Origin of the sequence: Halarcobacter ebronensis (genome assembly GCF_013201825.1) — a bacterium.
Lineage (GTDB): Bacteria > Campylobacterota > Campylobacteria > Campylobacterales > Arcobacteraceae > Halarcobacter > Halarcobacter ebronensis.
This window is the reverse complement of the sequence record NZ_CP053836.1, coordinates 1,895,200-1,919,866: the sequence shown is the minus strand read 5'-3', so window position 1 is coordinate 1,919,866 and position 24,667 is coordinate 1,895,200. Positions and strand designations below refer to the sequence as shown.

Here is a 24,667-nt window from a genome sequence, read left to right as displayed (position 1 = left end):
CTAGTATATTATCCTAATATTTTTTTAGTCATTTCGTTGATTCTTTTCCCATCAGCAACACCAGCAAATTTTTTTGATGCTTGTCCCATAACTTTACCAATATCTTTCATTGATTGTGCACCAACTGCTGTGATAATCTCTCTAAGACCAGCTTCAAGCTCACCATCACCTAATTGTGCAGGTAAATATAGACTAAAAACATCAATTTGTTCTTGCTCTTTTTGTACTAAATCATCCCTTGAAGCCTCTTTATACTGAGCAACAGCTTCTTCTCTTTGTTTGATTCCTTTTTGGATAAGCTTTATAACATCTTGGTCATTTAGCTCTTTTCTTTCATCTACTTCAATCTGTTTAATCATTGTATTAATAGCTCTAATTGAGTCTCTTTTTACAACATCTTTTTCTCTCATTGCAATTTTTAAATCTTCTTTTAATTGCTCTTTTAAACTCATCTAAAAATCCTTCTTTATATTTGTACCATTATATCTTATTAAGAGTTAAAGCTTTCAACCAGTTCTTCTAACTCTAAAAATCTTTCAACCTTTTGTTCATAAAGCTCTTTAATATCTTCAAGCTCCTTTGAAAGGGCTACGATTCCCTTTTGTTCATAACATGAAGGGTTATATAAACATCCATTTATCTCTTCAATTTTTTCTTCTAATTCTTCTATCTCTTTTGGTAAATTATCATACTCTCTTTGGTCTTTATAAGAGAGTTTTGTTTGTTTTTTATCTTTTTGAGTGTTCTCTTGTTTTTGAAGATTCTCTTGTTTTGAACTCTCCTCTTCAAGGGTAAAAAGCTCTTTTAACTCTTTTTCAATTTCTAAATATTCTGTATATGGTTGAAAACTCTCTTCAACATTACCATCTCCTTTAAAAACAAAAAGTTTTTTTGCAATTTTATCAACAAAATATCTATCGTGAGATACAAAAATAAGTGCACCTTGGAAGTTTTGAAGATACTCTTCAAGTATGTTTATTGTAGGAATATCCAAATCATTTGTTGGTTCATCAAGGATTAGACAGTCAACTTTTTTAGTAAATAAAAGGGCAAGGGCAACTCTGTTTTTTTCACCACCACTTAACACACCAATTTTTTTATCTAAATATTCTTTAGGGAAAAGGAAGTTTTTAAGATAACCAAAAACATGCATTGATCTTCCATCATCTAATATAACCCTATCTCCTCCATTTGGGCAAAAGGTCTCCATAAGGTTTTTTTCATCATCTAACATATCTCTTTGTTGGTCAAAGTAACCAATGTTGAAATCTCCCTTTTTAAAGTTTCCAGAGTCAATTTTGAGTTTTTCCATAAAGATTTTTAGCATTGTTGATTTTCCACTTCCATTTGGTCCAACTATTGCTATCGTATCCTTTTGCAGAATTCTTGTTGTAAAGTTTTCTATTAAAAGTTTATCCCCTAAAGATTTGGTGATATTATCTAACTCATAAAGCATCTTTTTTTTGTTTTGTTGTTTCTCTTCACTATTAAAAGATTTTTGCTCCCTTTGAAGCTCTAAGCTCATCTTTTTTATAAGTGCTGGGTTTGATTTTGCTTTTTTCTTTAGATCAAAATATTCTGCTTTTCTTCTCTCATTTCTTTTTCTTCTAGCTGTTACTCCATGTTGCATCCAATGGGCTTCTCTTTTTACTAGCCTTAAAAGATTGTCATGCTCTTTTTGCATACTTTCAAGCATCTGCTCTTTTTGTTCCAAATATGAAGAGTAACCTCCATTAAACTTTTTTAAAACTCCAGCATCTATCTCAACAACAGAAGTTGCAATATTATCAATAAAATATCTATCGTGAGAGATAAAAAGTAGAGTAAAATTATTTCTTAAAAGAAGACTTTCCAAAAACTCAACCATATATACATCAAGATGGTTTGTAGGCTCATCAAGAAGAAGAACATCTGGTTTTTTTAGCAAAAGTCCAGCCAAACTTACTCTTCTTTGTTCCCCTCCACTTAAAAGATTTACATCTTTATATTCAAACTGTTTTAACTGAAACTCAATAAGGATTCTTTCAATCATATTGTCCAAATCCCATGCATTGTGAAACTCAATAAAAGTTGCTAATTCGCTCTGTCTTTTTATCAACTCTCCATTCTCATACTCTGTTGATAATCTATGAGTAATATCCTCATATTCTGTTTTTGCTTCTTTAAGTTCACTTAGTTGAGCTTCAATAGCTTCTCTAACACTTAAGTTTGCTTTGAATTTTGGTTGTTGATCAAGCATCTCTATTTTTATAGATTTGTCGATTGCCATCTCACCACTATCTGGCTCAACTTGATTCATTATTATTTTAAATAGTGTTGATTTTCCTTGACCATTTTGTCCTATAACAGCTATTCTTTGACCTTGTGTCAAAGTGAAATTTACATCTTTTAAAATTACTTTTATATCATATTGTTTATTTATATTTTGAAGATCTATTAATGCCATGAAATCTTTGTTCTCTTTACTAAGTTTTTGCCAATGATAGCGAAATACTACTTAGTAAAGGAACAAATCTTTATTATTGTCTAGTTCCTATAAAAGAACCAATAGCTTGGTTTGAGTCTGTGCTAAGGTTGAAATTTCCTCCAACACTTTTTATTGTTCCATTAGAACCATAAGCATGACCATATACTGAACCACTACTTATTGTTCCACCTGCGCCAGTTCCTCCAACATTTGAAGTATAAAATGTACTTCTCTCTCCACTTGCATCATTACCTGAAAAATTTGCTGACCAAATTTCACCATTTGCAGTATTGAAGCTAAGATTTCCTGTGTAAGCTCCACTTCCAAGATTAAGGTTCATATTAAAAGAGTTGTTATTATTATATAAAATTGGATTTAGAGTAGAATTTCCTATGGCCTTTGTATATCCTATAGCATGTCCTGAAAAGCTTATATCTCCTGATTCAGAAAGAGATGAAAGATTAATACTATTTCCTGCAACCCATGTACCTTTTATTGTACGATTTAGCCCATCTAAATCATTCCAATAACCCCAAGAGACTTCATTATCACTATTTGTACTATAAGTGCCATCTGCATTTAGTACATCAGGAATAGCTTGAAACCAACCTTTTTCTGATTGCATACCAAAATAGTCACTATTGACATAATAGGTGTTTGTATCATAGGTTGTAATAGTTGGCAAAAGATGGTGTTGCTCTGTTTTAACGGCTTCATATACACTATTACTATTACTTAACTCAATTGTTCCAGAATAATCTTCAGGTCCTAAATAGGTATGGTATCCTTCAAAATTAAACTCTTCTGAAGGGCTACTATTAGAGTTTTCTGGTTTATTGTATTGGGTTGGATAAACTCTTTGGTTATTTAATATAGATAAATCTATTTTATCTTTTATATCTTGAGCATCATTTTTAGTGTCATCGTCCTTCTTCTCTTTATCAACATCATCAGCTTCTTTAGGTTTATCTAATGTATTAGGTTCTACCTTAGGGGCAGTTCCACTAGCTTCTTTTTCCTCTTCTCCTAATTGTTCACTTATTGGTTGTTCTTGATCTTGATTATAGTCTTGTGCATCACTTGGAGCTTGATTTGGTAAAGTATTAGTATATTGCCCAGAATTAACAATTACACTTTTGTTTTGAGATGTTACTAAAACAGAACCCTCTAAAACAATAATTCTCTCTTGGTTTCCAATAATTGTTGTACCTCTAATACCTATAGTGGCACTTTTAGTTTTTAGTTTGAATTTAGAAGGATTGATTTTCCCAATTTTTCCAGTAACAGATTTAAAAGCACCTTTAAAAAAATTGAAATTAGTTTCATTTTTAGATGAATCTTTCTCATCAAAAACATACTCTTCAATATTAAGTGCAGATTCTTTACCAATAGTAATTAAAGTATTATCATTTAAAACTATTTTAGCAATAGAGTCTTTGCCAGTAGTAATAATGTCATATCTCTCTATTTCACTATTAACTTGTGCTTGAATAAGACTATTTTGTCTTTGTATCTCTACTTTTCCCTCTATTGTTGATATAGAGCCTATTGAACCAAACAGTGTTGTTAGAAAACATACACCTAAGAGGATTAAAATTTTTTGCATATCTTCTCTTTTGTAATAATAAATTATTATTTTTGATATTTTATTTATATTACTAAATAAATAGTTAAAAAATGGTTACTTTTATTAATTAATATTATTATTAGAAAGATTATTATTCTTTACTAATTGAATATTTAGTAAAGAATAATATTTTTAGAAAGGATAATATAAAAAGAGTTTTGTAATCATCTTATCATATTCAAATGGTTTATGGTTTGACTCTCTATTTATATATTGCCAACTTCCACCAACTGAAATATTATTTTTCAAAGATTTAGTAAGTTCAATAGAATAAAAATAGTTTTTATCTTCTCTTTTAGTTCTAAAGTTTACATCTGTATCTTTATATGAAGTATCTTTATATTCAAGATAATTACTTAATACTAATCCCTCTTCAAGAGGATATCTATTTACATATCTTAAAGTATAAAAGCTATTGTTTACATCTGTTCTTGTACCTTTTCTTCTATCGCTAAGACCAACTTCAAGGGTAAAAGAGTTTAACCCATAAGTTTCATCATAGATTGAGTAGGTGTTTGCAAAAGTGTATTCATAAGAGCCTCTATCTTTATTTGATGATTGTAAATAACTCTTTTTATTTAATTTAAACGAAGCAATATAGTTTGAATTTTGTGAAAGATTATAAGTTACTTTTGGTTTTAAATAAGTATTTGTTTGATAGTTTCTATTTCCTACTTGGATAAAATCTTTATACAATTCAACTGAAAGTTTTGATTTATCTAATTGATAACTTGGTTCAATAGCCCAAGAGAGTAGATTGATATTATTTTCAGAGTGACTAAAATATCTTTGAGTATAAGCAGTCAATTTATTTTGAATATCGATTTTATTATTAACTCTATAAGTATGAGTTAAAAGTCCTACAAGTTCAGAAAGTGTATCTCCCTCTTTTTCTGTATTATCTGTTATATTTAAATCTCCAAATGCAGGAATATATAAAGAGTAGCTCCCTTTATCTGCCTGATTTTTCACATTTGAGTCATAAGATAGGCTTAAAAGAGTCTCTAACTTAAGTACACTTTTTTGTAGTCTTGTCTCAATACTATTGAGTTTTAAGATAATATTCTCTTTTACTTGTGCAGGAACTTTTGTGTCTAAAACAGATAAAAAAATCTCTTTTGCCTCTCTAAGATTTCCTAGTTTCTCATAAGATTGAGCAATTTCTAGTTGGACTCTTCTATTACTTGGTTCTTCTTGTAAAATCATTTGGTAGTTTAAAATGGCTTCATTGTATCTACCAAGTTCATAAGCACTTCTACCTAAAATAAAATACTCATTTGATGTTAAAACTGCAGTTTTTGTTTTTTTATTTAAAGTCTCATAAACTTTTTCATAATTTTTTGAATCAAAGGCTTTTGTAATCTCTGTTGATGTTTTTATCTCTTGTGCATTTAAAAATGTAGAGATTATTATACTACTTATTAAAACTGTTCTTTTCATTATTGTCTATCTCCTATAAATGAACCAAAGGCTTGATTTGTAGTTGTATTAATACTAAAGTTTCCTCCAACACTTGTAGGAACTGTATTATTCCCTGTTCCATAAAATTTACCATTTAAATTGCTAATACTTTGAGAATCTAGTACTCCTGGTGATTTATCAAGAGTAGATATGGTTGCTGAAAACCTATCTGATGAAACGTTTGTTGTAGAGTTAAAGCTTCCAGACCAACTTTCATTATTCGAAGTATTAAAAGAGAAAGTTCCTGTGACTTGACCATTCGTCCCAGCTCCAAGGTTAAGATTCATATTAAATGAGTTATTATTATCATATAAAATAGTATTTAAAGTAGGATCTCCTATCGCTTTTGTATATCCAATCATATGTCCTGAATAATTTACATTTATACTCGTGTCATAATTATTAATAGTTATAAGATTTCCAGCAACCCATGTTCCTTTTATATCTGCGCTATTTCCCCAATAACCCCAAGAAATATGATTATCATTGTTTACGCTATAAGTTCCATCTGTATTTAGTACATCAGGAATTGCTTGCATCCAAATTCTATCTTCATTAATTCCTCCAAAGTAGTCACTATTTATATAGTAGTAACTATCAGGTTCAGTTTTAGTACCTAACTCATAACTACCTATTTGTGCAAAAATTTGACTACTATCAAGAAATACTCTTATAATGTTATCTTCTGTTGCTGAATAAGTTCCTTCTGAATATGAAGTACTATATCCTTCTAATTGATTTAATCCAGATATATCCTCACTTGCTTGAGAAGGTTTGTTCCATTTAGTTGGATAAACTCTTTCACTATCAAATGCTGCAGGAGTATTAGCTATATCTTGAGCATCATTTTGAACATCATTAGCTACAGAAGAGGCATTAGAAGTTGAAGGATTATCAGTTGCACCTTCTGTTTGAGGAAGAGTTGCTTCTGCTTCTTTTTCCTCTTCTCCTAATTGTTCACTTATTGGTTGTTCTTGATCTTGATTATAGTCTTGTGCATCACTTGGAGCTTGATTTGGTAAAGTATTAGTATATTGCCCAGAATTAACAATTACACTTTTGTTTTGAGATGTTACTAAAACAGAACCCTCTAAAACAATAATTCTCTCTTGGTTTCCAATAATTGTTGTACCTCTAATACCTATAGTGGCACTTTTAGTTTTTAGTTTGAATTTAGAAGGATTGATTTTCCCAATTTTTCCAGTAACAGATTTAAAAGCACCTTTAAAAAAATTGAAATTAGTTTCATTTTTAGATGAATCTTTCTCATCAAAAACATACTCTTCAATATTAAGTGCAGATTCTTTACCAATAGTAATTAAAGTATTATCATTTAAAACTATTCTAGCAATAGAGTCTTTGCCAGTAGTAATAATGTCATATCTCTCTATTTCACTATTAACTTGTGCTTGAATAAGACTATTTTGTCTTTGTATCTCTACTTTTCCCTCTATTGTTGATATAGAGCCTATTGAACCAAACAGTGTTGTTAGAAAACATACTGTTAAAAGTAGCAGTATCTTTTTCATGTTCTCTTCCTCTTTTTATTAATTTTTTATCCCTTAATTTTGTGCTTATAAACTCCGTTAAAATTTTCTGGGGGAGTTTTTATATACTCTTCACATCTATTAATATATATATTATAAATATTTTTATTTGTTTTATTTTCATTCTCTTCTAACTCTCTAAAAAGTTTTAAAGCTTCACTAAATTTTGAATTTTTATATAAATCAATTGCATTTTGATAACAATCAAGCTCTTCTTTTAACTCTTTATTTGGTTTGCCTTGCTCTAGTACTTGCCAAATCTCTACAGGTTCTTTTTTCCCTTTTACTGTAACTAAGTCTAAAAATCTAAAAATATATTCATCTTTTAACTTCTCTTTTGTATAGTTTGAAATATTAAGTCTAGAGTTATAATATTTACACAAAGATTCAAGTCTTGAACCAAGATTTATAGGATCTCCTATAACTGTATAATCACTTCTTCCAATACTTCCCATCTCCCCAACTATTGCAAGCCCTGTATTTATACCAATACCTATATCAATCAAAGGAAGATTAGCTTCACTTAATTTTTTATTTAGAGTTTCAAGTTCTCTTAGCTGAGCAAGTGCTGCTTGTACAGCTTTGTCTTGATGGTTTACCACATTTGCTGGAGCATTCCAATATGCCATAATAGCATCACCAATATATTTATCAATAGTCCCTTCATATTTTGTAATAATATTACTCATTGGTTCCATATACTCATTTAGGTATTGGATTAACTCTTTTGCATTTCCCATTTGTTCAGAAATATTTGTAAAACCTCTTACATCACTAAAAAAGATAGTAACCTCTTTTTCCATTGCTTGAAACTCATTACTATCAATATTTTTTAGTAAGTTATCCATAACAGATTTTGATACTTTTGAAGCAAACTTTTTCTTAATAGCTTCCTCTTTTTTTATCTCATAAAAATAATCAACTAACGTTACAAGAATCGTTCCCAATACAATAGTTATTACTGGGAAAAAAATATTTAGTATAAGTCCATACTTGAACATTGCTTGATACAAGCCAAAAAGTGTTCCTCCAAGAAGAGTTAAACTTATTATAGGATTTAACCAAAATGGAGTAAAAGTTATAAATAGAACAGTAACTATAGATAAAAGGAAAATCAACCAAATATTTACACCATCAACCCAAGAAGGTTTTGATAAAAAATCTCCTTCAAGAATATTATCAATAACATTTGCATGAACTTCAACTCCTGGATATACTGAATCAAAAGGAGTTGCTCTTAAATCTAAAAGTCCAGCTGCAGAGGTTCCTATTATTGCAATTTTTCCTTCTAACTCTTTTTTGCTAATCTTTCCATTTAATACATCTTTTGCTGAGTAGTATTTAAAGGTTTTTTCTCCACCTCTAAAATTAAGTAACAATCTTCCATATCTATCTGTTGGAATTGTTATATTATTTAGTTTAATACTTTCAACTCCAAACTCATCATAATTGATTATAACTCTTTGTGTTTGAGTAATTACACGCATAATTTCAAGTGCCAAAGAGGGATAGATAAGATTATTATAAGAGATTAGTAAAGGAACACTTCTAATTATTCCAGATTCATCAGGGATGTTATTAAAAAAACCACTACTATAAGCTAAATCTTGTATTTCAGGAACATTTAGTATCGTGCCTTGGGCTTTTAAAAGATAATCATCTCCTAAATGTTTATTTTTTTCAATAAAAATTGCAGGAATAGTTGGAGCTTTTTTATTTGTGTATTCATCTTTGTTAAACTCAAATACATAACCTAAGATTGTTGGAGTATTTGAGACAGTTTCCCCTAAAATTTTGTCATAGTTTGGAGGATTTGGAACATTGATATTATATTTTTTAAATACTCTATGGGGAGAACTTTTATCAGGTTCTGCAAAAACCATATCAAAGGCAATAATTGCTGTATTTGCTTGGGTTAATTTTTCTAAAAGTTCAGATACTTTTGGTCTTGACCAAGGCCATTGACCAACTTCAGCTAGGGAAGCTTCATCAACATCTATTATAACTACACTTCCATTATCTTTAATGCTTCCTCTAATAGTAAAAAAGTAATCTCTTAGTCTATTATCTAAAGAGTTAGGTAATTTATCAAAATTTATATATATAGAAGTAAGGGTAGTTGCTAATAAAATACCTAAAAATAGAAATAGTAAAATTTTTTTGATTAGCTTTTTATTCATTAAATAGTTACTTCGCTCTTATCTTTTTGAAACTCTTTTAACTCTTCATCCGAATATTTTTTTAATACTTCATGTTCATGGAAAAATTTCAAAAGTTCTCCATCTATCTCTTTATCTTTTACCATAAATGAGAGAATTTTAAAGACCTCAGAGAGTTTTTTCCCCTCTTTATATGGTCTGTCACTTGCTGTTAAGGCTTCAAAAATATCTGCAAGTATCATAATTTTGTCTTCTAATGTTAGAACTTTTTCATCTAAACCTCTTGGGTATCCTTTTCCATTTAGTTTTTCATGGTGGTTTGATGCAATATTTAGAACTCTATTGTACTTTTTGGGAAAAGGAAGTGCTGATAACATATCAAGGGTAAGTTGAGCATGACTATTCATTATATCTTTCTCTTCTTCTGTTAGAGTTCCTTTTCTAATTGATAGGTTTGCAACTTCATCTTCATTAAGAAGTGGAATTGTCTCTTTATCTCTTTTATATGTAAGTTTTGAAACCTCTTTTATTCTCTCTAGGTCTTCATCTCTCATAAACTCTCCACCAATATTTACTTTTTCAACAAAAATTTCATTCTCTTCTAACTCTTGAACTCTTTTTTTATATTCATCTTTTGAAATTTCATTTTTTAGATAACTTATTTCATAATCCCTTTTTATAACTTCAAATCGTTCTTTGATTATCTCTATTCTATCAAGCATAGATTGAAGTTTAGTAGCTTTATCGATTATTGATTCTGGCATAGATATTTTACCAATATCATGCATCCATGCAGCTAGTTCAATTTGTCTAAATTCATTTGATGAGTATTTTACATCTTTATAAATTGTTTCATCACTATCAATTGCTTGGGCTAAGTAGCTTGCAATTTTTGCAACTTTTCCTATATGGTTTCTTGTATGAGTTGATTTTGCATCAATTGCATGGGCAATAGTTTCCACAAAGGCATTTAAAAACTCTTCCAAACTATTTATTAATAAGCTGTTTGTTAAAGCCATGGCAGCTTGGCTGGAAAAAGCTTTAATTATCTTTTCATCATCTATTGTAAAAGGTATTACATGATTAATTGTTTTGGTTTTGTTTATAAGTTGTAAAACTCCTATAACATCTTGTTCATGGTTGATTAGAGGTATTACAAGCATTGTTTGAGAGTGATAGCCTGTTGATTTATCGAACTTTTTTGTACCTTCAAAATTATATGCAGTTTCATTGTAAACATCTGAAATATTGATAATTCTTTTTTCTAAAGCAGAAACAACTGCAACCATCTGTTTGTTTTCACTTCCATCTTCCAAATATAGAGGCAAAGAGTTCCAGGTTATATTGTCTTTTGTTCCTCCCATATTGATATTTAAAGGAGTATTTTGGACAACTTTGAAATCTAAATATTTTTTATCTTTTGAGACTATATATAAAGTTCCACCTTCACAGTGAGTAAGCTCTTTAGTTAAAGTTAAAATCATCTCAAAAAGTTTATCTTTGTCAAGCTCACTTGAAAGCTCCAAGTTTATTGCTAAGATTTTGTCAAACTTATCTTTGCTTATCATATTTGATTCTGTTACTCTTAAATCAAAATGGATAACATCTTCATCTTCTAAGATTTTTCCACCATTTCTAAATAGTTTTCTATCAATAATTTCTTGTTTAATCTCTTCATAATGTGAAGATTTTAGGTGATAAATAAAGATTTGTAAATCATCTCTTTTTAGATTCTCTTCTATATCTTCAGCCAAATATTTTGCAGTTAAATGTTTACTGTCTTTAGCTAGCTTCCCTAAATTTGAGGGGAAAGAACACTCTATTAAAAGGGCAGTAATGTTTTCATTTTTATTAATATATTCCCAAATTTTTGCATTTTTGTGGGTATCTCCACTTATTATGTAGCCATTGCTATTTTCCTTTTCAATCATAAAGCCAAAAGAACCATTAATATGATTTGCTTCAATAGGAGTTATTTTTAGAGGGTCTAGATATATTGGTTCATCAACATTGATTTCTATAAATATTAAAGAGTATTCCTCTGAATCTAAAAGTTTTATTTTTGAGAAATCTGGCCAAACTTCATTGTTAAAAGTATGATTTTTCAAAGAACTGATTGTCTGTTTTGAAGCATAGATTCTTAATGGAGTTCTTCTTTGCTCAAAAAAGTTATCAATAATAAAAGGTAAATCAGTGATATGATCAGCATGGGAATGAGTTAGAAAAATATGGTTTATATCTAAGGCATTATTACCTAAAACATTTAATATATTCCCTGCATCTATAACAATATCTTTGTAAACTTGAAATGATGTAGTACCTGAGAATTTGGTTTTGCTTCCTGAAGAACCTAATACTTTTAAATAATTCATAACTATTCCTAAATAATAAAATAATGATTATTTAATAATTTTATCATAATTTAATTACATATAGTTTATAGTCATTTTTTTTATAAAAAAACTAATTAATAGGACAGTTATTTGCCCCATTGTCATTTATTTCGAAGTCATCGTATGGGTCCATATGAATAGTTATAACCCAATCTCTATTTGGTTCAATCATTTTTATTTTTTCTTCGATTCTATCACTTATTCTATGTGCTTCCATAAGTGTAATTAGACAATCAAAAACAAGATGAACATCAACAAAGGTTTGATTCCCTGCCTCTCTTGTTTTAAGTAGATGGTGTGTGTTTACCCTTTGCTCAGCTTTTATTATATTTGTAATTTTTTCTACTATCTTTTCATCAACAGCTCTATCAAGTAAAACCAAAACTCCCTCTTGAATAAGTTCATATGCAGAATAAATAATAAATAAAGATATTCCTCCTCCGACAATAACATCAATTAGCTCAATACCTGTAAAATTAACTAAAACTAAAGATATAAGTACTGCAAGGTTTGTATAAACATCTGTTTTATAGTGTAACACATCGGCTTTGATTACCATATTATCAGTTTTTTTGGCAACATTATTTAAAAATAGAACAAGCAAAATAGTTATTACTAATGAAATAATCATTATTGTCAAAGATATTCCAAGATATTTTGAAGTCTCACCTGTTATAGCTTTTTCTATTGCTTGATAAAGAAGGAAAAGCCCAGATATGGTAATAATTGTTCCTTCAATTACTGAAGCTAAGGCTTCAATCTTTCCTCTTCCATAATTGAAAGTTTCATCGGCAGGTTTTTCTGAGTTGTGAATTGCAAAGTAGTTAAATAAAGATACAAACATATCTAAAACTGAATCAATTGCAGAAGCCAAAACTGCAACTGATCCACTTGCTATTCCTACAACAAGTTTTAATAAAGTAAGTAGTGCCGCAACACTACTTGATACGACTGTGGCTTTTTTTTGTGTAGTCATTTTTTATTTTTTTTCTATAAACTCTCTAATTCTTTTAATTCCCTCTTCAATACTTGCTAAATCTGTAGCAAAAGAGAATCTAAAATATCTTTCCATTCCAAATGCAAGACCAGGTACTACTGCTACACCTTTTTCTTCTAAAAGGTCAGCTGCAAATCTTATAGAATCTGGATTGATATCTTTTATATTTACAAATAGATAAAATGCTCCTTGAGGTTTAAAACATGATACTCCCTCAATCGCATTAAATGCTGATACAGCATAATCTCTTCTTTTTTCAAACTGTACTCTCATCATCTCAATATCTGCATCAACTTCACCTAAAAGTGCAGGGATAGCTGCATGTTGAGTTATTGAGTTAATATTTGAAGTTACTTGACCTTGAAGTTTAATCATTGCTTTTGCAATTTCAGTTTTTGGAGTTGCAATATATCCAAATCTCCAACCAGTCATAGCAACTGCTTTGCTTAAACCATTTATTGTAATAGTTCTTTGATACATATCTTCGCTGATACTTGCAGCAGATACAAATTTTTTACCATCATAAATGATTTTTTCATACATCTCATCAGACCAAACAAGAATATCAGTTCCCTCTAAAACTTTTGCAATATCTTCTAACTCCTCTTTTGTATAAACAGCACCAGTTGGGTTTGAAGGTGTATTTAAAATTAAGGCTTTTGTTTTAGGTGTAATAGCTGCTTGTAATTGATCAGGCGTAATTTTAAAATCTGTTTTTTCATCAGTATTTATAATAACTGGTACCCCATCAGAAAATTTTACTTGTTCTGGATATGTAACCCAATATGGAGCTGGAATAATTACTTCATCCCCTTTTTCAATCAAAACTTGACATAAGTTAAATAGTGAATGTTTTGCTCCATTGCTTATTACAATATGATTTAATTCATAATCTAATCCATGGTCTCTTTTTAATTTATTAATAATTGCTTGCTTCGTTTCAGTGATACCTTCTACTGCAGTATATTTTGTGAACCCACCATTTAGAGCTTTAATAGCTGCATTTTTAATCATTTCAGGTGTGTCAAAATCTGGTTCCCCAGCACTAAAACTTAAAATGTCTCTACCTTGCGCTTTAAGTTCTCTACCTAAAGCAGTAATAGCCATTGTTACTGACGGAGATAAATTCTCCATTCTTTGCGCAATTTTCATTAGTTTTTCCCTCTAATAATTTTCAATATGTTAATATTACGAAGACATAATATTTCGTGGATTCTATCTAAAAAAAACTTAAGGATTAGCTTGAATTTTTCAACATATATTAATAATAAAGAGGTCACCGTAGATCTTATTAGAAAAAGAGCTTTAAAACATACTTACTTAAGGCTTATTTCCAAAGATTTAATACAAATTAGTGCGAATATTTTTTTTACTGTAGATGATGCAAAAAGATTGATTGATAACAAAATAGAATGGTTAGAAAAAGGCTTAGTAAAATTAGAGAAAAATTTTATGGAAAAAGATGAATTTCTTTTTTTGGGAATTAGACACAAAAATCTTGATTTTAGAGATTTAGATAAGTTCTATAAAAGTGAAGCAAAAAGATTGATACCTCCAATAGTGGAAAAATATTCAAAAATTATGAATCTAAGTCCAACCTCTATAAAATTTAGGAAAAATAAAAGAACTTGGGGAAGTTGTAACTATAAAAATGAATTAAATTTTAATATTCTTTTGATGAAATTTCCAATTCCTTTAATTGAATATGTGGTTATACATGAACTTGCCCACATAAAAGAGAAAAACCATTCAAAAAGATTTTGGTCTTTGGTTGAAGAGTATTGTCCTGATTATAAAAGAAGGATGAAAGAGTTTAAGAGTTTTTTATAATTGCTCTTATCTCTTCAAATTTATCATGTAGTTTTTTATCTGTAATTTTATTTGCAAAAATACCGTAAGAACGCTCTTTATAACTTTCATTGATAGCTTGTTTTTCTTGTTCTTTTTTCTCTATTTTATTGGTTACGAAAAATCTTATCTCTTGAACATTTGCTATATTAGATTGTTTTAATAAGTCATTTATCAAACTCTTGTTATACTCAAACTCCATTTTATAAACAGGATGGGTTAATACAAAAAAGAAGATTTGTTGCCTAATATAGGCAAATTTGACCCCTTTTTTCATTTTAGGTGGTAACAATTCAATAAATTTATGAATTGTCTCTTGGGTATTAATTCTTCTGAATTCAGGATTATTTTTAAGATGATAAAGTATTTCACTCAATTTTTTCATGTTCTAATTATAGCAGGTTTTTTATTAGCTGCTACTGGATGCGGTTACAAAGCACCACCTACATATGTTGACGATAAACAGGAAGTTTCAAAATAATGATTTACGATTATATTATTATAGGTTCAGGGGTTGCAGGATTAAATGCAGCAAGACTGATCCCTCCATCAAAAAATGTTTTACTTTTATGTAAAAAAGAGCCTTGGGAGTGTAATACTTTTTATGCCCAAGGTGGTATTGCCGCTGCTGTTGATAAAGATGATATCCCTGTGCATATAGAAGATACTCTAGTAGCAGGTGTCAATCATAATGACAAAAAAGCAGTTGAAGTTCTTAGTGAAAATTCAAGAGAAGCAATTGATAACTTAATAGAAAATGGAATGAAGTTCGATTTAAATGATAAGGGTGAATTAGCTTTTACAAAAGAGGCTGCACATAGTAGAAATAGAATTCTTCATGCAGATGGAGATGCGACAGGAAGAATGTTGCACCTCTTTCTAATGGGTACTTTTATTCATAAAATAGAGACAAATTGTGTTGTTAATGATTTATTAATTCAAGATGGAATTTGCTATGGGGTTAAATATTTTATAAGTGAGACTGAAGAAAAAGTTGCCTATGCCCATAACACTATAATTGCAAGTGGTGGAGTAGGATCAATCTATAAATATCATACAAACTCAACAGCAGTTGCTGGGGAAGTTCAAGGTATATGTATAGAAAAAGGTCTTGAATTAAAAGATATGGAGATGATGCAGTTTCATCCGACAGTATTTAAAGGAACTTCATTTGCTAGAAAAGCACTTTTAAGTGAAGCTTTAAGAGGCGAGGGCGCTTATATTGTTGATGACAATGATTATAGATTTCTTTTTGAATACCATCCTGACGGAGAATTAGCCCCAAGGGATGTTGTAAGTAGATCAATCTTTGATTATCACAAAAGAACAGGGCATGGTATTTTTCTCTCTTTTGATAAATTTGAAAAAATTTGGTTTAGAAAAAGATTTCCAAATATTTATGCAAACTTTGAAGATCTAGGTTATGATTTACCTTTTGAAAAAGTTCCTATTTCTCCAGCTTTTCATTATGCAATGGGAGGAATTTTGACTGATCTAAATGGTAAAGTTATAAATATGAAAAACCTTTATGCTGTTGGAGAAGCAGCTTGCACAGGAATTCATGGTGCAAATAGATTAGCATCAAACTCAATGTTAGAAGGTTTAGTGTTTTCAAAATTAGCTGTAAATGATAGTTTTAAAAATAATTTCACTATAGATAAAAAAGCATATAAAAAAGAGATAAAATATTATATAAGAAATAAAGAGATAGATAAACCTATTAAAGATAGAGTAAGAAAGTTAATGTGGGAAAATGCTGCAATAGTTAGGGATTTTGACTCTTTAAAAGCAGCACTATTTGAGATAGATGAATTTTTAAAGCAGGATGTTGGAAGACTGCTTTATTTAAGGTTGCTTACGGCAAAATCTATTTTAAAAGCTGCAATTGACAGAAAAGAGTCCCTTGGAGCTCACTTTATTAAGGAGAATTAATGTTAAAGATTCTGATGGTATTATTGTTATCATCTCTAGCTTTATTTGCAAGTGGCGGTGGTGCTACTTCAGGAGAGGTTGCACCTGACTTAACCATGACATGGGTAGGTTTTGCATGTCTGTTTATTTTTGTTGTGGGTTACTATTTTGTAGCTGCTGAAGAGAAATATGAAATTGATAAGGCTAAACCAGCTTTATTTATTGGTACATTTATGTTTATTCTAGTTGCTATTTATTATGCGCTAAATCATTTAGATATGGGATTAGTGCATACGCAAGCACAACATTTGATATTAGAAATTGCAGAAATTTTCTTCTTTTTATTTGTTGCTATGACATATATAGAATCTCTAATTCATATGAGTGTATTTGATAAGCTAAAATATGATCTTGTTTCAAAAGGGTATACGTATAGAAAACTCTTTTGGGTTACTGGATTTTTAGCGTTTTTTATCTCTCCAATTGCAGATAACTTAACAACTGCACTTATTCTTTCAACTGTGTTAATTACAATTGAAAAAACAAGAAAAGATTTCTTAGTTCCAGGTGCAATAAATATAGTTGTTGCAGCAAATGCTGGTGGTGCTTGGTCTCCTTTTGGAGATATCACGACTCTTATGGCTTGGACATCAGGGAAAGGTGCTTTTTCTGACTTCTTATTCCTTTTCCCAGCTTCAATTTTAGGATATATTGTAACTGCATTTTTATTATCTAAAGTGGTTCCAAATGAAGCTCCATCTTTTGATGCTTCAAAAGAGGTTGCTCCTAAAATGGCAGAAGGTGCAAAAGTTGTAATGGGACTTGGAGTATTTACAATCTTTTGTGCTGTAATGTCTCACCAAGTTTTACATCTACCAGCAATGTGGGGTATGATGTTTGGTTTATCTTTACTAAAAGTATATGCTTATGGACTAAAAAGAAAACATGGGAAAGAACACTTCAATATTTTTCATTCAATGGCAAAAATTGAAAACAATACTTTAATGTTCTTCTTTGGTATCTTAGCAGCAGTTGGTGCATTATACTTTATTGGATGGCTAGCACTTGCTTCAATTGTTTATGACCCAACAGTATTAGGTCCAACAATAGCAAATATTGCAGTTGGATTCTTATCTGCAATTGTTGATAACGTGCCTGTTATGTCAGCGGTTCTAAAAGCAAATCCAACAATGGAACACTCTCAATGGATGCTTGTAACTTTAACAGCAGGGGTTGGTGGTTCACTAATCTCTTTTGGTAGTGCAGCAGGTGTTGGAGTTATGGGTAAACTTCATGGAATTTACACATTTGGTTCTCATATGAAATATGCATGGATGGTACTTGTAGGTTATATCCTATCTTGTGTTATCTGGTATATACAATTTCAAATGTTTGGTTTTGGAGCATAAGAGGTTTATCCTCTTATGCCACAATTTTTTTACTCTTTATAGCTTTAATATAAACTCTTATTTAATTAACTTCAAATAGCTTTTAAGATATAATCGCGGATACTTACAAAATTCAAAGGAATCTTTTTTATGAAACATGTACCAATAGTTGTATTAGATTTTGGTAGTCAATATACACAAATTATTGCAAGAAAATTAAGAGAAGCTGGAGTTTATTCGGAGATTGTTCCATATAATGAAAAAATCGAAGATATAAAACAAAGAACTCCAAAAGGAATTATCCTTTCTGGTGGACCAGCTTCTGTTTACGCTGTAGATTCTTATCATCCAGATGAAGAAATTTTTAAATTAGGACTTCCTATTTTAGGTATTTGTTATGGAATGCAACTTATCTCTCAATATTTTGGAGGTTCAGTTATTCCAGCAAGTCATCATGAATATGGAAAAGCAAAACTTACATTTGAAAAAGAGTGTGATATTTTTAAAGATACAACCAATGGGCAAACAGTTTGGATGTCACATGGGGACAAAGTTGATGTTCTTCCAAATGGTTTTGAGATAATTGGTACCAGTGAAAACTCTCCATTTGCGGCTATTGCAAATGAAAAAGATAGTATTTATGCTTTCCAATTTCACCCAGAAGTTTACCACTCAGAGCAAGGTTCAAAGATTCTTAAAAACTTTGCAAAATATATTTGTGGATGTGAAAGTACATGGAATATGGGTTCTTTTGCAAAAGAACAAATTGCAAAAATTCAAGAAAAAGTTGGAGATAAAAAAGTTCTTTGTGGTGTTAGTGGAGGAGTTGACTCTTCTGTTGTAGCAACACTTTTAGCTGAAGCAATTGGAGATCAACTTATTCCAGTATTTGTTGACCATGGATTACTTAGAGCAAATGAGAGAGAAGATGTTGAAGCAATGTTTAAATCAAGAGGTGTAAACCTTATTACTGTTGATGCTTCTGAAATCTTCTTAAAAAAACTAGAAGGTGTTACAGATCCTGAGAGAAAAAGAAAAATTATAGGTGAAACTTTTATTGAAGTATTTGACCAAGAAGCTAAAAAACATGATGGCATTGAGTTTTTAGCTCAAGGTACTCTTTATACAGATGTTATTGAGTCTGTTTCTGTAAAAGGACCATCTAAAACAATTAAATCTCACCATAATGTGGGAGGATTACCAGATTGGATGACTTTTGAACTAATTGAACCTTTAAGAGAGATTTTTAAAGATGAAGTTAGAGCTTTAGGACTTGAACTTGGACTTCCTTCTCATATGATAGGACGACATCCATTCCCTGGACCAGGTCTTGCAATTAGAATTATGGGTGATGTAAACAGACCTGATTTAGAACTGTTAAGAAAAGCAGATGTAATTATGCTTGATGTTCTTAGATCAACTGGATATTATGATAAAACTTGGCAAGCTTTTACAGTTTTATTAAATGTAAAATCTGTTGGAGTTATGGGAGATAATAGAACGTATGATAATACTGTTTGTGTTAGAATAGTTGAAGCAACAGATGGTATGACTGCAACATTTGCTCATATACCACATGATATATTAGAAACAATTTCAAGAAGAATTATCAATGAAGTTGATGGGATCAATAGAGTAGTGTATGACATATCTAGCAAACCACCAGCAACAATCGAATGGGAGTAAAAATTTAAATTTAACTTCATCTTGCACTAGATTTAGATTTCGAGGTACTTATAGTACATCTTCATCTAAATCCAGCACAATCTAAAGCAAACTATTAATTTTAGAAAAAAGAATATAAATTAGGAAATAAATATGAAAATACTTAAATCGTTATTATTTTACCCTATGATGTTAATAAGAGGGTTATTTTTGAGAATTGTTCATTTATTGGCAGGTTTATGTATTTTAGGTCTTATTATGACTTTCTTTTTAGACAATACTCCAATTAATTTGCCATTTATTTTTCTTATAATTGGCTCATTGCTTGAGGCACTAGCTCATTTTTATGATATTATTTTAATAAAATTAAATCCTACTGATAATGAGCTAATTTTACACCAATAATTTTTAATACAAATAAAAATTTAAATTAGCAATAGCAATTAGAAATATTTTTGACTATATAGTTAATTATATATACTCGGAATTTCTCTAGAGAACTAAAAAAAGATGGATACACTTTCTATTATAGGTATAGTAAGAGTAAAAATAAGACCATTCTAAGGAATTTATCATGTCAGACTATGGTATTTGTAAGTTAATTATTCATGTAGACAAAGACGAAAGATATGTAATTTCAGAAACTCTAGAGTATGAAGATATGCTTCAATTATGTGGATTGCCAAGAAAATCTGAAAAATATATTCATAGCAACACAATTAAAGTAATCAAGAAAGACCAAGACTTTACTCTGGATTGTCAACTAAAAGAATATAACAGATTAGGTGTCTCAAAAGCTGTTTATGAGTTTGATGACCCTTACTCTACTTTAGAACAACATTTTTTTAAAGCAGCTAATACGTTAGTAGCTGGTGATGACTACATACTTCATCTAAATGCTTTCAATTATTAATAAAATATAACCTGACTTACTTTATTCATACAAATGAATTTAGTTATATTACACAATTTTACAAAAATCCGGTGATAGTCGCCATATTTTCGTAATATTTTTCGTTGAATAACTATTTTAAGGATATTTTATGTGAATGTTACGTTATCGAGCTATTTAAGTGATAAACTTATATAATGTATGTTTAATAAATAGTTATCGGCTCGCCTACGGCGACCCGATAACGGCAGTACTGAGCGAGTTCTTGTCATCCTTCGCCTTCGGCTCGGATAACAAGTCGCAGGAGCGAACACTCTTTCCCTCTCATTCAGTTGGATTTCGAAAACTTCGTTTTCAATCCTCCCTTCTGAGTGTCGCTCAGCACTGCCGTTATATTATTAGAAGGAATCAAAATGACTATGTATAAGTACATTGAACAAACTAAACTAAAAAAAGAACTTGATGAAAGAAATCCATTCTTAGTTGTGAATGAATGGGCAGACAATGCTATGGAGTTAGAAAGTAAAAAAATGATTAATGAAATCAGAGAACTTTTTAATTCTTTTACACTCCAAGAAATCAATACGTTTAGAATTGAAAGTCATTTAAATATGATATTCGAAGAATTGTCTGAAAAAAATATTTCTAGATTTTTGTCAAGTCAAGTACATTTGAAAAAAAATAGCTGATAATGAAATACATATTTTTAGACACAAATATATTCTTTAAAAATTGGTATCTTGACAGCAAAGATTTTGAAATATTAAAGCATTATATTAATACATCGGATAATGAATTATTAGTATCTAGATTAGTTTGCGAAGAAACAAACAATAAATTCAATGAAAGTTTTGTTGAATTAAGCCATACAATTGAAAAGTCAATAACAGATATTAATAACCTTACTAAAGGTGAAATATCAATTTCATTAGAGAATATCCATGATTACAATATCTCTTCAATTTTAGAGAAAAAATTTCCTCTAATATACTTTGACTATACTGATGTGCCTCACGAAAAAATTATTTCTAAAATTTTTAAAAAAGAAAAACCTATTAAAAACAGTGACATAGGCTATAGAGATGCATTAATATGGCTTTCCTTTGTAAATGCCATAAAACATACAAAAGTAGGAGTAGATGAGTATATTTTTATTTCAAAAAATCATAAAGATTTTTTTCTAAAACAAGGTGATACTTATTCTCTACACCATGATCTACAAAAAGATCTAGATGATGAAAATGTATCTGTATATATAGACTTGAAAAGTTTTTTTGACTCCCATCATATTTCCATTCCATTCAAAGAACTAAAAAACGATGAATTTCATAAATTTCAAGATCAATATACTTACTTAATTGAAGAAATGATTGACTATCAAATAGAAGAATATTTCTCCAATATTCCATACTCAGAGATACGACAAGCTATAAAGAAAAAATATTCTTTAGATACCTACATTTTAAGTAATATGTTCAATTTTAGAATTGAAATCATTGATGGAACCGAAGACCCAGAAATCGACAGAGTACAATATCTAGATGATAATGACAATATGCTTGTAGACTACCACTTGTGGATCCGTAACTGCATGATATATTTTGAAATACCAAATTTTTATTGTTCTTTTGTTGAAGATACCATTTATGCTCTATTTCAGGATGATAAAACAAATGAAACAACCACTTACTTTTTTTCGCCTCCCGATATATGTTTAGAATTAGAAATATTTTGTGATGTCAATAAGGAATATGTATCAAGTTTTGAGGTTATAGAAATGAACTTAGAAAAATACTGTTGAAAAAATATAACAAATCAAAGGAGGCCAATCAAAAACCCGCGGGCGGCTTTTTGATTGCTCATTTTAAACGTTATCGGCTCGCCTACGGCGACCCGATAACGGCAGTGCTGAGCGAGTTCTTGTCATCCTTCGCCTTCGGCTCGGATAACAAGTCGCAGGAGCGAACACTCTTTCCCACTCATTCAGTTGGATTTCGAAAACTTCGTTTTCAATCCTCCCTTATGAGTGTCGCTCAGAACTGCCGTTGTATATAATCGATATAATTTATTCATAATTAAAAATTCTAAGGAGTAGTATGAAAGAAAAAGACATATTTAAGATGGATTACTATCAAACATATTATTTTGCGGATATTTGCAACACTATTATGGAAAATGAATTTGAATATTTAAGAACCTTAGATGATTTTTGGGGAAATGGGCACATAAGTAATTTTATAAAACCTTTTCAAAAATATAGTAACTTACATATGTTTATTGAATTTACTATTGATAGACTATTTTATGAATCAAATCAAAATTATTCAGAATTTACAATTGATGAACTTTTAAATAAGAGGTTTTGGATAAATAACACACTTGACTACCATAATATTGAACATATATCATTTAAAGAATGGTATAAAAATAATAGTAATATTTCAACTCATGCAGAAGATTTAATGTATAAATATTTAGAATTTTTAGAGTTTAGTGATTTTTATATAAAGTTAAAAAATCAAATGATAGAAGAAACTTTTTTTATTTTGTTTTTAAATAGAAAATTTTTACGAGAATTTAACTTAAATCTTTCAGGAATATTAGAAATATCAGATATAGATGATATAAATGATTTCACATTAGTAAAACAAAATAAACTTGTATTAAAAAGAAAGCATATACCAAAATGGGCAGAAAAAGCAGTATTCTATAGAGATAGAGGAATCTGTACATACTGTAAAAAAGATTTATCAGGTGTTATGAATATTTCAAATAAATATCATATAGATCATATTGTACCATTAGAAAAATATGGACTAAATGATGTTTCAAATTTACAACTGTTATGCGAATCTTGTAATACTTCAAAAGGTAGTAAGCATACAAAAATTTCAAATGATTATGAAAGATGGTATTGATAAAATGTACAAAAAAACATTAGAGAAAAATAAATGTATTCTGTAGCACATTTTGAAGATATTAGTTATCATATTCGTAGAACATTACTCTCTGCAAAGTATTCTGTAAAGATTTGTGTTGCTTGGATTAATGGAAATATTTATAATACAATATTTCAAGAATTAAATGCTCGTGGCGTTAATATTGAAATAATCTATAACGATGATTATATTAATGCGAAGACACCTATTATAAAACTTGATAAAATACTATTATTTCCTGTGTTACCTAGATTAAGAAGTGCACTAATGCATGATAAATTTTGTATCATTGATGATGAAATATTAATTACTGGTAGCTTTAACTGGTCTATAAATGCAAGAAATAGTTTTGAAAATATTGTAATTATTTATCAGGACTATAAACTAATTAAACAATTTCTACACGAATTTGAAGATTTAAAAAACCATTTTTATTATGTTCAGCAAAATATACCATACAAACAAAAATGTACACAGTGTAATTCAAATACATATAATCTAGGTATATTTAGAGAAGAAGAAGGTAAATATTCAGATTCAGTAGTTCAGATATGGCAAATTTGTTATGCTAATCAACATACTAAACTAATATCAGAACAAGATGAGCAATTTATACATTCTTGGTTATTAGAAAATGATACAGATGATTTCAATGATGATGAAAATGAATATAATAAAGAAATTATGTTAGCTGAACTTAATTCAGAAAGAAAGAAAACTATTGAAATTCAAAATTATTTCAATTCTAGTCATAATGTGCCTATGCATGCTATAGGACAAAAGATTTTAACTAATTCTACACAACATTATAAATGGAATGAAGCACCAGATTGGGAAATTAAAATTATATGGAGAGATATGTATTTTAGAAAAATTATACCTAGCGAACTATATAATGATGAACAAATTGAAAATATTATAGAGAATTACAACTATTAAATATATAACAAAACATAGGAGCTAATAAGTTACCTTGCGGTCACTTATTAGCTCTATTCAAACGTTATATATAAAATTAACTTACAATAATAGGAGAAAATATTATGCATCATACGGATGTTCAAAAAATTGCAAAACTAGGTGCCAATATCGTAATAAGTGATGAATCAAATATTCATCATACAGATGCAATGAAAATTATTGAAATTGCTATAGAAAATGGAGCTACTGTTACAATAGAAAAAAAATATCACCATACTGATATAGAGAAAATGGCAAAAGTTGCAGGCAATAAACTTACAGTAAAAATATAACAAATCATTGGAGAGAAATATTTGACCCTAGCGGCTCAAATATTTCTCAACTCAAACGTTATCGGCTCGCCTACGGCGACCCGATAACGGCAGTGCTGAGCGAGTTCTTGTCATCCTTCG

The 24,667-nt window shown here is 29.6% G+C and carries 21 protein-coding genes; 11 read left to right on the top strand and 10 right to left on the bottom strand.

Features of this window, described 5'->3' with window-relative positions; genetic code table 11:
• Positions 1-8: 8 nt before the first annotated feature.
• The 9 genes from AEBR_RS09520 to AEBR_RS09480 all read right to left on the bottom strand — a co-directional run bounded on the left by AEBR_RS09520 (position 9) and on the right by AEBR_RS09480 (position 13,803).
• Complete coding sequence (locus tag AEBR_RS09520) at positions 9-452, bottom strand: GatB/YqeY domain-containing protein (protein WP_129086472.1); 444 nt, start codon at positions 450-452, stop codon at positions 9-11.
• A gap of 38 nt (positions 453-490) precedes the next feature.
• Positions 491-2,446 carry a ribosomal protection-like ABC-F family protein gene (gene abc-f, locus AEBR_RS09515; RefSeq protein WP_129086473.1) on the bottom strand — a complete coding sequence of 652 codons (1,956 nt, stop codon included), beginning with the start codon at positions 2,444-2,446 and terminating at the stop codon, positions 491-493.
• A 73-nt stretch (positions 2,447-2,519) separates the two neighbouring features.
• Positions 2,520-4,073: a FecR family protein gene (locus AEBR_RS09510; RefSeq protein WP_172658886.1), complete on the bottom strand. Its 1,554-nt coding sequence runs from the start codon at positions 4,071-4,073 to the stop codon at positions 2,520-2,522.
• Between the two features lie 153 nt (positions 4,074-4,226).
• Positions 4,227-5,534, bottom strand: a complete 1,308-nt coding sequence (locus AEBR_RS09505; RefSeq protein WP_129086475.1) for a tetratricopeptide repeat protein — start codon at positions 5,532-5,534, stop codon at positions 4,227-4,229.
• Positions 5,534-7,084 (bottom strand): FecR family protein, encoded by a 1,551-nt coding sequence (locus AEBR_RS09500; RefSeq protein ID WP_129086476.1) that lies wholly within the window; start codon positions 7,082-7,084, stop codon positions 5,534-5,536. Before AEBR_RS09500 ends, AEBR_RS09505 begins: the two co-directional genes overlap by 1 nt.
• A gap of 26 nt (positions 7,085-7,110) precedes the next feature.
• Positions 7,111-9,282 carry a CHASE2 domain-containing protein gene (locus AEBR_RS09495; protein WP_129086477.1) on the bottom strand — a complete coding sequence of 724 codons (2,172 nt, stop codon included), beginning with the start codon at positions 9,280-9,282 and terminating at the stop codon, positions 7,111-7,113.
• Entirely contained in the window at positions 9,282-11,633 is a 2,352-nt protein-coding gene (locus tag AEBR_RS09490; RefSeq protein ID WP_129086478.1) for an HD domain-containing phosphohydrolase, read from the bottom strand. Before AEBR_RS09490 ends, AEBR_RS09495 begins: the two co-directional genes overlap by 1 nt.
• A 91-nt stretch (positions 11,634-11,724) precedes the next feature.
• Positions 11,725-12,630 carry a cation diffusion facilitator family transporter gene (locus AEBR_RS09485; protein ID WP_129086479.1) on the bottom strand — a complete coding sequence of 302 codons (906 nt, stop codon included), beginning with the start codon at positions 12,628-12,630 and terminating at the stop codon, positions 11,725-11,727.
• A gap of 3 nt (positions 12,631-12,633) precedes the next feature.
• Positions 12,634-13,803 (bottom strand): pyridoxal phosphate-dependent aminotransferase, encoded by a 1,170-nt coding sequence (locus AEBR_RS09480; protein ID WP_129086480.1) that lies wholly within the window; start codon positions 13,801-13,803, stop codon positions 12,634-12,636.
• A gap of 90 nt (positions 13,804-13,893) precedes the next feature.
• On the opposite strand from AEBR_RS09480, the gene AEBR_RS09475 reads away from it, so the two are divergent.
• Positions 13,894-14,481, top strand: coding sequence for a M48 family metallopeptidase (locus tag AEBR_RS09475; protein WP_129086481.1), 588 nt, complete (start codon positions 13,894-13,896; stop codon positions 14,479-14,481).
• Here the strand turns inward: AEBR_RS09475 and AEBR_RS09470 are convergent.
• Positions 14,465-14,884 carry a DUF721 domain-containing protein gene (locus tag AEBR_RS09470; RefSeq protein WP_128979608.1) on the bottom strand — a complete coding sequence of 140 codons (420 nt, stop codon included), beginning with the start codon at positions 14,882-14,884 and terminating at the stop codon, positions 14,465-14,467. The genes AEBR_RS09475 and AEBR_RS09470 overlap by 17 nt on opposite strands.
• A gap of 95 nt (positions 14,885-14,979) precedes the next feature.
• Here AEBR_RS09470 and nadB point away from each other — a divergent pair, with 95 nt between their 5' ends.
• The 10 genes from nadB to AEBR_RS09420 all read left to right on the top strand — a co-directional run bounded on the left by nadB (position 14,980) and on the right by AEBR_RS09420 (position 24,547).
• Positions 14,980-16,431 carry an L-aspartate oxidase gene (nadB, locus tag AEBR_RS09465; RefSeq protein WP_129086482.1) on the top strand — a complete coding sequence of 484 codons (1,452 nt, stop codon included), beginning with the start codon at positions 14,980-14,982 and terminating at the stop codon, positions 16,429-16,431.
• A complete protein-coding gene (gene nhaD / locus AEBR_RS09460; RefSeq protein ID WP_129086483.1) occupies positions 16,431-17,819 on the top strand; it encodes a sodium:proton antiporter NhaD in 1,389 nt (462 codons plus the stop codon). Before nadB ends, nhaD begins: the two co-directional genes overlap by 1 nt.
• Positions 17,820-17,948: 129 nt before the next feature.
• The gene (gene guaA, locus AEBR_RS09455; protein WP_128979615.1) at positions 17,949-19,484 is read left to right on the top strand and encodes a glutamine-hydrolyzing GMP synthase; all 1,536 of its coding nucleotides are present in this window, start codon (positions 17,949-17,951) and stop codon (positions 19,482-19,484) included.
• A 132-nt stretch (positions 19,485-19,616) separates the two neighbouring features.
• Entirely contained in the window at positions 19,617-19,868 is a 252-nt protein-coding gene (locus AEBR_RS09450; protein ID WP_172658885.1) for a hypothetical protein, read from the top strand.
• A gap of 169 nt (positions 19,869-20,037) precedes the next feature.
• Positions 20,038-20,376 carry a hypothetical protein gene (locus AEBR_RS09445; RefSeq protein ID WP_129086485.1) on the top strand — a complete coding sequence of 113 codons (339 nt, stop codon included), beginning with the start codon at positions 20,038-20,040 and terminating at the stop codon, positions 20,374-20,376.
• Between the two features lie 392 nt (positions 20,377-20,768).
• Entirely contained in the window at positions 20,769-21,044 is a 276-nt protein-coding gene (locus AEBR_RS09440; RefSeq protein ID WP_129086486.1) for a hypothetical protein, read from the top strand.
• Between the two features lie 2 nt (positions 21,045-21,046).
• Entirely contained in the window at positions 21,047-22,156 is a 1,110-nt protein-coding gene (locus tag AEBR_RS09435) for a PIN domain-containing protein (protein WP_129086487.1), read from the top strand.
• 295 nt (positions 22,157-22,451) lie between these two features.
• On the top strand, positions 22,452-23,273 hold the full coding sequence (locus tag AEBR_RS09430) for an HNH endonuclease (protein ID WP_129086488.1): 822 nt from the start codon (positions 22,452-22,454) through the stop codon (positions 23,271-23,273).
• A 33-nt stretch (positions 23,274-23,306) separates the two neighbouring features.
• Positions 23,307-24,233, top strand: coding sequence for a phospholipase D-like domain-containing protein (locus tag AEBR_RS09425; protein ID WP_129086489.1), 927 nt, complete (start codon positions 23,307-23,309; stop codon positions 24,231-24,233).
• Between the two features lie 104 nt (positions 24,234-24,337).
• Positions 24,338-24,547 carry a hypothetical protein gene (locus AEBR_RS09420; protein ID WP_129086490.1) on the top strand — a complete coding sequence of 70 codons (210 nt, stop codon included), beginning with the start codon at positions 24,338-24,340 and terminating at the stop codon, positions 24,545-24,547.
• The last annotated feature ends 120 nt before the right edge of the window (positions 24,548-24,667 follow it).